At 50.5% G+C, this 8,425-nt stretch carries 10 protein-coding genes; all 10 read right to left on the bottom strand.

Features of this window, described 5'->3' with window-relative positions; all coding sequences use genetic code 11:
* Positions 1-217: 217 nt before the first annotated feature.
* Positions 218-670, bottom strand: a complete 453-nt coding sequence (gene mioC / locus BZG14_RS14010) for an FMN-binding protein MioC (RefSeq protein ID WP_069362325.1) — start codon at positions 668-670, stop codon at positions 218-220.
* Positions 671-736: 66 nt separating this feature from the next.
* A complete protein-coding gene (locus BZG14_RS14005; protein WP_077609022.1) occupies positions 737-1,837 on the bottom strand; it encodes a GGDEF domain-containing protein in 1,101 nt (366 codons plus the stop codon).
* 150 nt (positions 1,838-1,987) lie between these two features.
* Complete coding sequence (gene mnmE / locus BZG14_RS14000) at positions 1,988-3,352, bottom strand: tRNA uridine-5-carboxymethylaminomethyl(34) synthesis GTPase MnmE (RefSeq protein ID WP_077609021.1); 1,365 nt, start codon at positions 3,350-3,352, stop codon at positions 1,988-1,990.
* A 98-nt stretch (positions 3,353-3,450) separates the two neighbouring features.
* Positions 3,451-5,064 (bottom strand): membrane protein insertase YidC, encoded by a 1,614-nt coding sequence (yidC, locus tag BZG14_RS13995; RefSeq protein ID WP_077609020.1) that lies wholly within the window; start codon positions 5,062-5,064, stop codon positions 3,451-3,453.
* Positions 5,065-5,066: 2 nt separating this feature from the next.
* Positions 5,067-5,327 carry a membrane protein insertion efficiency factor YidD gene (gene yidD / locus BZG14_RS13990; RefSeq protein ID WP_077456636.1) on the bottom strand — a complete coding sequence of 87 codons (261 nt, stop codon included), beginning with the start codon at positions 5,325-5,327 and terminating at the stop codon, positions 5,067-5,069.
* Complete coding sequence (gene rnpA / locus BZG14_RS13985; RefSeq protein WP_046074850.1) at positions 5,279-5,650, bottom strand: ribonuclease P protein component; 372 nt, start codon at positions 5,648-5,650, stop codon at positions 5,279-5,281. The genes yidD and rnpA overlap by 49 nt, the downstream gene beginning before the upstream one ends.
* Before the next feature lie 13 nt (positions 5,651-5,663).
* Positions 5,664-5,798 carry a 50S ribosomal protein L34 gene (rpmH, locus tag BZG14_RS13980; protein WP_025672864.1) on the bottom strand — a complete coding sequence of 45 codons (135 nt, stop codon included), beginning with the start codon at positions 5,796-5,798 and terminating at the stop codon, positions 5,664-5,666.
* Between the two features lie 208 nt (positions 5,799-6,006).
* Complete coding sequence (locus BZG14_RS13975; protein ID WP_077458595.1) at positions 6,007-6,753, bottom strand: amino acid ABC transporter ATP-binding protein; 747 nt, start codon at positions 6,751-6,753, stop codon at positions 6,007-6,009.
* The gene (locus BZG14_RS13970) at positions 6,750-7,421 is read right to left on the bottom strand and encodes an amino acid ABC transporter permease (RefSeq protein WP_069362320.1); all 672 of its coding nucleotides are present in this window, start codon (positions 7,419-7,421) and stop codon (positions 6,750-6,752) included. The genes BZG14_RS13975 and BZG14_RS13970 overlap by 4 nt, the downstream gene beginning before the upstream one ends.
* Before the next feature lie 58 nt (positions 7,422-7,479).
* Complete coding sequence (locus BZG14_RS13965; RefSeq protein WP_077486960.1) at positions 7,480-8,232, bottom strand: amino acid ABC transporter substrate-binding protein; 753 nt, start codon at positions 8,230-8,232, stop codon at positions 7,480-7,482.
* Between the last annotated feature and the right edge of the window lie 193 nt (positions 8,233-8,425).

Here is an 8,425-nt window from a genome sequence, read left to right as displayed (position 1 = left end):
GGATCTTAGTGGATAACTCAAAAAAGATCATTGAGATCAAAGATCTTACAACGATCACTTTTTGTGGGTGGCCTTGGATCCGATCCTGTATCACCTGGGATCAAAATAGGTAGTTATCCACATAGGGTGGGGAGGGTGAAAAGTATTAAATGGATAACTAAAGGAAGATCACTGGGTTATTCCTTAGTTATCCACAGTCTGGTTGGGTGTTTTTTGTTCAGTTAATCGTATGGAGAAGCGGTTCCCAGTCCGCTAACCAACGCTCAGCTTCATCTTCAGGGACCGGATGTGCTTGAATGTCGATATCAATCCGTTCGCCGATTTTGATCGCGCCTAAATCTTGCAGTAGCGCATCGGCCTTCATCCCGGCTTCACAAAAGGTGTCATAACTCGAGTCACCAATCCCCACCACGCCATAGTGAACATCACGCAACATCGGGCGCTCGGCGAGTAATTGTTCCATCAAAGGCGCGATGCTGTCTGGAAAGTCGCCGGCGCCATGGGTTGAAGTAATAACAAGTAAGGTGCTGGCACTGAGTACATCGTCTATGATCCCTTCATTGATCACGTGAGTCTGGTGGCCTTTGGCTTGTAAAAGGTCAGAGAGGTGATCGCCAACGTATTCAGCGCCGCCTAAGGTGCTACCGGTAATAATGGTGATAGTTGCCATACGTTCCTCGTCGTTAAGGTTGTCGTCCCTAGTATTTCGGCCTTATTGCAAGGAGTCAATCACCACTTAAACCGCTTGGCTAACCGTCATTTGGCTAAGTTGGCAGACACATTGATTGCCCCCTGCTTGCTTCGCCTCCGTCATGGCTTGGCAGGCTTGGTCAATCAAGCTGATCGCTTTAGCGTTCCCGGAAAAGTGTTGAACGATGCCTATCGAGGCGGTGAATGCATGAGCACCGCCATGAAAAGTAAACGGTGTATCTTCAATGGCGTGATGACATTTTACCGCCCATTTTGGCGCATCGGCGCAATCATTTTCTTTTAGCATGACCAAAAATTGATCGGCGTGAGTGCGGCTCAGTAGCGCATCGTGTGGTAGGTGACGATCCAGTAAGCCAGCAAGGAATTGTAAGCTTTGATCGCCAATATGGTGACCCTGTTGCATATTAAAAGACTGAAAGTGGTCAATATTAATACAAAGGATAGCGATAGGTTTATCGGTTGATGATTGGCATTCTGTGCTCAACTGGCGATAAAACTGGGTGGCATTCCAAGTTTGCGCTAAGGGCTCACGCTGAATGTACTGCCGTGCCTGCCGGTTGAGGGTGTAGAGATCATGGAGATAGAAGTCCATTAATATCACTGACAAGGCAATAAATATCAGAACGATGCTGAGGTAAATCGTTTTGCTATTTAGGCTGGAAAGATTCACCAAGGGGTCGGGCGTGGGTAACACCTGGATGGAAAACATTAAGCCGATGGCCGTCAGTGACAACCCGTAGCGCGCCAAACGCTCATTGGGATCAAACAGCAATAACACGATAGTGGGTGAGACCAGTAACAAGAGTTCGTTTTGGCTTTGCGCCGCAAACACCCAGTAAGACATGATGAACTGCTGGGCAAAAAATATAAAAAAAAGATAGTACCGGGCGATATACCAGCGTCCTGACCACATCACCAGCCAAGTTGCCGCGTACAAAAAGGCGTAACCGACGTTATGCCAAGCCGCGATAGGGAGTTGGAAAGCAAGCCAGTACATGGTGGAGAAAATGAGCGTGCCGACCACGCAAATCACCGTGAGTAGATTGGTCATACGGATCTGATGCCGCATCAGTTGATTATGTTCACTCAGGCCTATCGATAAGATCGGATTAAAACTTGCTAGCATACTACCTCCATCCACACCTGGTTAAAGCGTAGCTGATCATGGTGAAAACTACGTGGATAACTTAGGATCGAACAGTGAGGATAAAGGCGATCAGGCGAGGCATTACAAGGGATCCTTAGTAGAAGGATCCCGTGATCAGGTTGGGGATAATTATTTACCGATACAAAATGATGAAAAGATTTTCCCCAGCAAATCATCGGCACTGAACTCACCGGTGATGGTATTGAGGTGTTGCTGAGTAAGGCGCAATTCTTCTGCTAAAATCTCGCCAGCCATATAGCCTTCGAGCTGCGCTTGGCCGATGTCTAAGTGATGCGCGGCATTGGCAAGTGCGTCGAGGTGACGGCGACGCGCCATAAAACCGCCTTCACTGCCCCCTGCGTAACCCATACAAGCTTTGAGGTGCTGACGTAGTGCATCCATCCCTTCACCGGTTTTGGCACTTAAGCGGATGAGTGCGGGATCATGGGTATTATCGTGTCCCATTGGTTCGTCGGTCATATCCGCTTTATTGCGGATCACTGTCATGCCCATGGCTTCGGGTAAACGGGAGACGAAATCTGGCCAGATCTCTGCAGGGTGGGTCGCGTCAGTAGTGGTGCCATCAACCATAAACAACACGCGGTCAGCTTGCGCGATTTCATCCCACGCCCGCTCGACACCAATCCGTTCGACTTCATCAGCGGTATCGCGCAGTCCGGCGGTATCAATAATGTGCAACGGCATACCGTCAATATGTATGTGCTCACGCAAGACATCCCGCGTGGTACCGGCGATATCCGTGACAATCGCGCTATCTTTTCCTGACAAGGCGTTTAATAGGCTTGATTTGCCGGCGTTGGGGCGGCCTGCGATCACCACTTTCATTCCCTCACGCATGATTGCCCCTTGGTTGGCTTCTTTACGCAGTGTGGCAAGGTGCTCGATAATATGGTTAAGATCGCCGGCAACCTTGCCATCAGAGAGAAAGTCAATTTCTTCATCGGGAAAGTCGATCGCCGCTTCAACGTAAATACGCAGGTGAATCACTTTTTCCACCAGCGTATTCACCTGACTAGAGAAGGCGCCTTGCAGCGATTGTAAGGCCGAGCGGGCGGCCTGCTCGGAGCTGGCATCAATCAAGTCGGCAATGGCTTCAGCTTGGGCTAAATCCAGTTTGTCGTTTAAAAACGCGCGTTCGGAGAACTCTCCGGGTCGTGCGGCACGCACCCCAGAAAAGGCACTGATACGCTGAATAAGCATGTCCATGATCACGGGGCCACCATGGCCTTGAAGCTCAAGCACATCCTCGCCTGTGAACGAGTGAGGGCCTTTAAAGAATAAGGCAATGCCCTGATCGATAGGTTGACCTTCCTGATCGAGAAAGGGCAAATAATCCGCACGACGTGGCGCTAACTCGCGCCCCGTCATTTTTGTACCAATTTCATGGGCGAGCGGGCCAGACACGCGGACAATCCCCACGCCGCCGCGGCCTGTTGCAGTGGCTTGCGCCACAATTGTGTCGGTTTGAGCCATAATGCACACTCTTTAATTCAATAACAGGCCCGAAGGCCATAAACGACAAAAAGGCGACCGCCGGGTCGCCTTTTCATTATTACGTGACACGGCCTGAGTTACGAGCGTGAATGCAGGCCTTTTTTCTCCAACGACTTGTAAATCAATGTCTGTTGGATAAGCGTGACCACGTTCGATACCAGCCAGTATAGAACCAGGCCAGATGGGAAGAACAAGAAGAAGAACGTAAAGACCACAGGCATAAAGGTCATGATCTTCTGCTGCATCGGATCGGTGACCGTGGTCGGGCTCATCTTCTGGATCAGGAACATGGATGCGCCCATCAACAGCGGCAGCACATAGTATGGGTCTTGTGCCGACAAGTCTTGAATCCAGCCAAAGAACGGCGCATGGCGCAATTCTACCGATTCCATCAACGCCCAGTACAAAGAAATGAAAATCGGCATTTGTAGGACAAGCGGTAAACAGCCCCCAAGTGGATTGACTTTCTCACGCTTATAGAGCTCCATCATCTCTTGGCTCATGCGCTGACGATCGTCACCGATACGCTCTTTCATCTCTTGCAGCTTAGGCTGCAGCATGCGCATCTTGGCCATTGAGGTGTACTGCGCTTTGGTCAGCGGATACATGGCACCACGGACGATGAAGGTCAGCATAATGATAGCCAGACCCCAGTTACTCACAAAGGTTTGGATGGTGGAGAGCAACCAGTGCAGCGGTTTAGCGATAAACCACAGCCAGCCGTAGTCGACCACCAAATCCAAGCTTGGTGCCACCGCGGCCATTTGTTCTTGCAGTTTAGGGCCAACCCATAAGGTGGCTGTCAGCGTCTTGCTGGTGCCAGCGGCAATGGTATCGCGAGTCTTGGTTTGGATATAACCGTATTGCGCCGTGGTACGGGTGCTCAGCACATTATTGTCCGCCCGTGGGATCCACGCGGTGGCAAAGTAGTGCTGGATCATCGCGGCCCAACCTTGGTTAAACGTCACGTTCAGGTTTTTGCTTTGCATATCATCAAAGCTGTATTTCTCGTAACGCTTGTCGTCAGTGGAGTAGGCGCTACCGCGATAGGTTGGCATGGTCAAGCTGCCGCCATCGTCCAGCAAGTTTTGTTTTAGCTGGGTATACATGGTGACACTGGCATTGTTGTCGGTTTGGTTGTTGATAGTGTGTTCAACATCCACCGCATAGCTACCACGCTCAAACACGAAGGTTTTGGTATAGGTAATGCCATCTTTCTCAACCGTCATTGGCACTCGTAAGGTGTCTCGATCGTCTGAGAGCGAGAAGTTGTTTTGCGTCACCTGGTATTGTGCGCGACCCTCAGCCGTATCGATGCCGTCCGCACCAATTAAGCCGCTTTGTGCCACAAAGGTATGATCAGGTTTGCTGTGCAACAGCGTGAAGGCATTGTCAGAATCCAGCTCGGCATCATATTGCGGGAGCTCGGCGTGGACAACATCACCGCCTTGCGTATCAATTTTCAGTGTTAAAACGTCAGTGTTGATGGTGACAAGCTTGTCAGAGACAGGCTGTGCATCAAGAGACGTGGTATCACCGTCATTGCTGCTTGGCACGTCACTGTGAGTGGTTTGCTGCTGCTCAACGCCCTGTCCCTGCGGTTGCGGGGAATCTGGTTTGTTCCATTCCATGTAGAGCATGAAAGAAACGAACAATAGGGCAATCAACAGGATATTGCGTTGGGAATCCATTGTTAATTGTCTCTGTTATGGTGGTCGCAAGGCGGTACAGGATCGTAGCCGCCATCATTCAAAGGGTGGCATTTTAATAGACGTTTGCCTGCCAACCAACACCCTTTTATCACACCATGGGATTGAATCGCCATGATGGCGTAGTGAGAGCAGGTTGGTGTAAACCGGCATCGTGGTCCAATTAATGGACTGATGACCAGTTGGTATCCCCGAATCAGCGCGATGAGCGCTTTTTGCGCGGCGGTCGCGACAAACGTTGCCATAACTTGTCCAATTCGTCTCGTAGCGCTTGATTGCTCAGATTGTTGGCACTTTTTTTCGCGATCACCACAAAGTCTTTCGCCGGCAGTTGATGTTGACGTAAACGAAAGCTTTCGCGGACCACACGTTTAAAGCGGTTGCGATCAACAGCAAGTTTGATTTGCTTTTTCGGTACAGCTTGACCGAGACGTGGATGGCCGAGTGGATTATTTCTGGCGAGTATAGTTAAGTGCGGCGAACCTGCGCGATGCGGTTGCTGGAAGACGGCACTGAAATGTTCGGGAGTTAGCAGACGTAACTCCCGAGGATAAGCGAGCTTATTCACAAATCACTGCGGATTATTTAGAAAGCTGCTTGCGGCCTTTCGCACGGCGAGCGGCAATGACCTTACGGCCGTTCTTAGTCGCCATGCGCGCACGGAAACCGTGAGTGCGCTTACGCTTTAGAACTGAAGGTTGAAAAGTGCGTTTCATGGTTTCTACCTTTATTACTGATCAGTGTTAGGTTTGTTAACCCGACGTGGGAGGGTAGCACTAGGCTTGTCTCCGACGCCTCTCAACAAAGAGGGCGGATTGTAGCCATTGACTAACGATTAGTCAATCACTAACCGACGCCACTCCGGGCGGTGAATTATAAGCGCTTAGGCACAGATCGCAAGGATCGATCCCAAGCGATCGGCGACTAGGGGGTGATCCCGACTTGATTCAAAAACTTATGCAAACGAGGATCGTCGCATTGGTTAAATAACCAATTCGGTGTCCCTTGGGCAATAATGTGGCCGTCGTTCATAAAGACCACCCGATCCGCCACATCGCGAGCAAACTGCATCTCATGGGTGACCACCAGCATGGTTTGGTGGCGAGTCGCGAGCTTTTTCATCAATGCCAAGACTTCGCCAACCCATTCTGGATCCAGGGCAGACGTGGGTTCATCAAACAGCAGCAGCTCAGCCTCCAGCGCCATCGCCCGGCCGATGCCAACCCGTTGCTGTTGTCCACCGGATAAAGAGGCCGGGTAATGATCTCCTTTATCGCCAAGGCCAATATCATCGAGGATTTGCTGGGCACGCTCACGGGCTTTGTCTTTCGCCCATCCCTTAACGGTGCGTAGCCCTTCGGCAATGTTGTCACGGGCATTGAGGTGAGCAAATAACGCATAATTTTGGAAAACAAAGCCGGTTTGACGCCGCAACGCCAGAATATCCTGCTTACGGGTGGCCATGTTGCCGCTATCAACGCCTTGTTCCCCGATTTTGATGATCCCTTGCTCGGCGCGCTCGAGAAAGTTAATGCAACGCAACAAGGTGGACTTGCCGGTGCCGCTAGGGCCAATAATGCAAACTATTTCGCCTCGGTCGATAGTGAGGTCGATGCCGTCAAGCACCGCTACCCCTTGATAGATTTTTTTTAGCTTTTCTATCTTTATCATCGTTGATACGCCTTATTAAGGTGTGCCTCTGCCCAGTATTGAACGCGCGTTAATGCTACGACCACCGCCCAATAGATGAGTGCCACCGCTAAGTAAGCTTCAAAGAACTTGAAGCTGGATGACGCTTCCATTTGCGCCTGTGCCATGATTTCCGCGACCCCGAGAGTAAAGGCGAGTGACGTGGCTTTAATCATATCGATAAAGTAGTTCATCAAGGATGGCAGGGCGATACGCACCGCTTGCGGCAAGATGATACGTTGCATCGCTTGGCGGGTGGTCATGCCCACCGCCAGACTGGCTTCCATCTGACTACGATCCACGCCGGTAATGGCGGCGCGGATTGACTCGGCCATATAGGCAGAAAAGTGCAGGCTGATACCGATGACAGCGGCGGTAAAGGCTTCCATCCCTACCAAGGCGGGGATCACCTGAGGGAGACCATAATAAAGCAAAAATAGCTGCACCAATAACGGCGTGCCGCGGAAGAAGCTAATAAAAACTTGCGCTAAGCCATTGAGTAAAGGAATGCGAAACACGCGGATCAGTGCAATCGCCACGGCGAGGGCGAGCGCGAAGATGAGGCCCAGTACAGCCATCTCCATGGTGATCCCCAAATAACGCAGTAGCAGGGGAAACAAGGAGGCCATGTAATCAAAATCGAACGCCATGATTGACCTTTAAACAAAAAAGCCCGCCAACGCGGGCTTATTAAATGAAAGTAAACACTTACTTTTTAGTGATATCGCCACCAAACCATTTGGTTGAGATATCCGCCAAGGTGCCGTCTTCACGCATCGCGCTTAGCGCAGCATTGACTTCATCACGTAAGCGTTGACCACGCTCTGAGTCGACAAACGGCCATGCATTGGCAATGGTTTCAAAAGGTTGTCCTGCTAATTGTAGGGGCAGACCTGACTCTTTGATCAATTGTAGTGCGGAGAGGCGATCCATAATAAAGGCGTCGGCACGGCCCAGGGCCACATCGTGTTCAATCCCGGTTTCATAGGTTTTGATGTTGATGTCATCAGCGGCTGAATGTTCACGTAGTAGCTGCTCAAAGTTCGAGCCTAAGTTAACGGCCACGGTTTTGCCTTTCAGATCGGCGACCGCGTTAATGGCATCATTGCCTTTACGAACCGTGATTTGTGCGCCGTCCACCACATACGGGTCAGTAAACAGGTACTTCGCCTGGCGCTCATCGGTGATGGTGATTTGGTTTGAAATCGTATCGATACGGCCGGTTTGTAATAGACCAAACAGTCCTGAGAAGTTAGCGGTGACATACTCAACATCGTAGTCGTTGCGCGCGCCAATCTCGTCCCACAAATCAACCTCAAAGCCTTGCAGCTGGTCTTGTTTAACAAAGGTAAACGGAAAGTAGCGGCCAGACATGCCCACTTTTACTGTTTCAGAGGCAAAGGCGGGGGCAGTGAGAATCATGCTCACGCTGAGCAAGGCGTTGATGAACCATTTAGTCATGAAAAGCTCCGTAGTAACCACATCGATATTGATAAGGTGCGTAATATAGAGGGTGGCAGCGGCTCGCGAGAAATACCTTCTTGTTATGAGTCATAACTTATGCACCGCATTTTTCGCGTAAAACAGGGGATAACCCCGATATTGCTCAAGATTATGCACAAGGAAAGAACAGGATCATTGGCCAATCTGATCC

This window comes from Salinivibrio sp. IB282 (assembly GCF_001995685.1).
GTDB lineage: Bacteria > Pseudomonadota > Gammaproteobacteria > Enterobacterales > Vibrionaceae > Salinivibrio > Salinivibrio kushneri.
The sequence above is the reverse complement of the archived record's forward strand: the minus strand, read 5'-3'. Positions and strand labels throughout refer to the sequence as shown.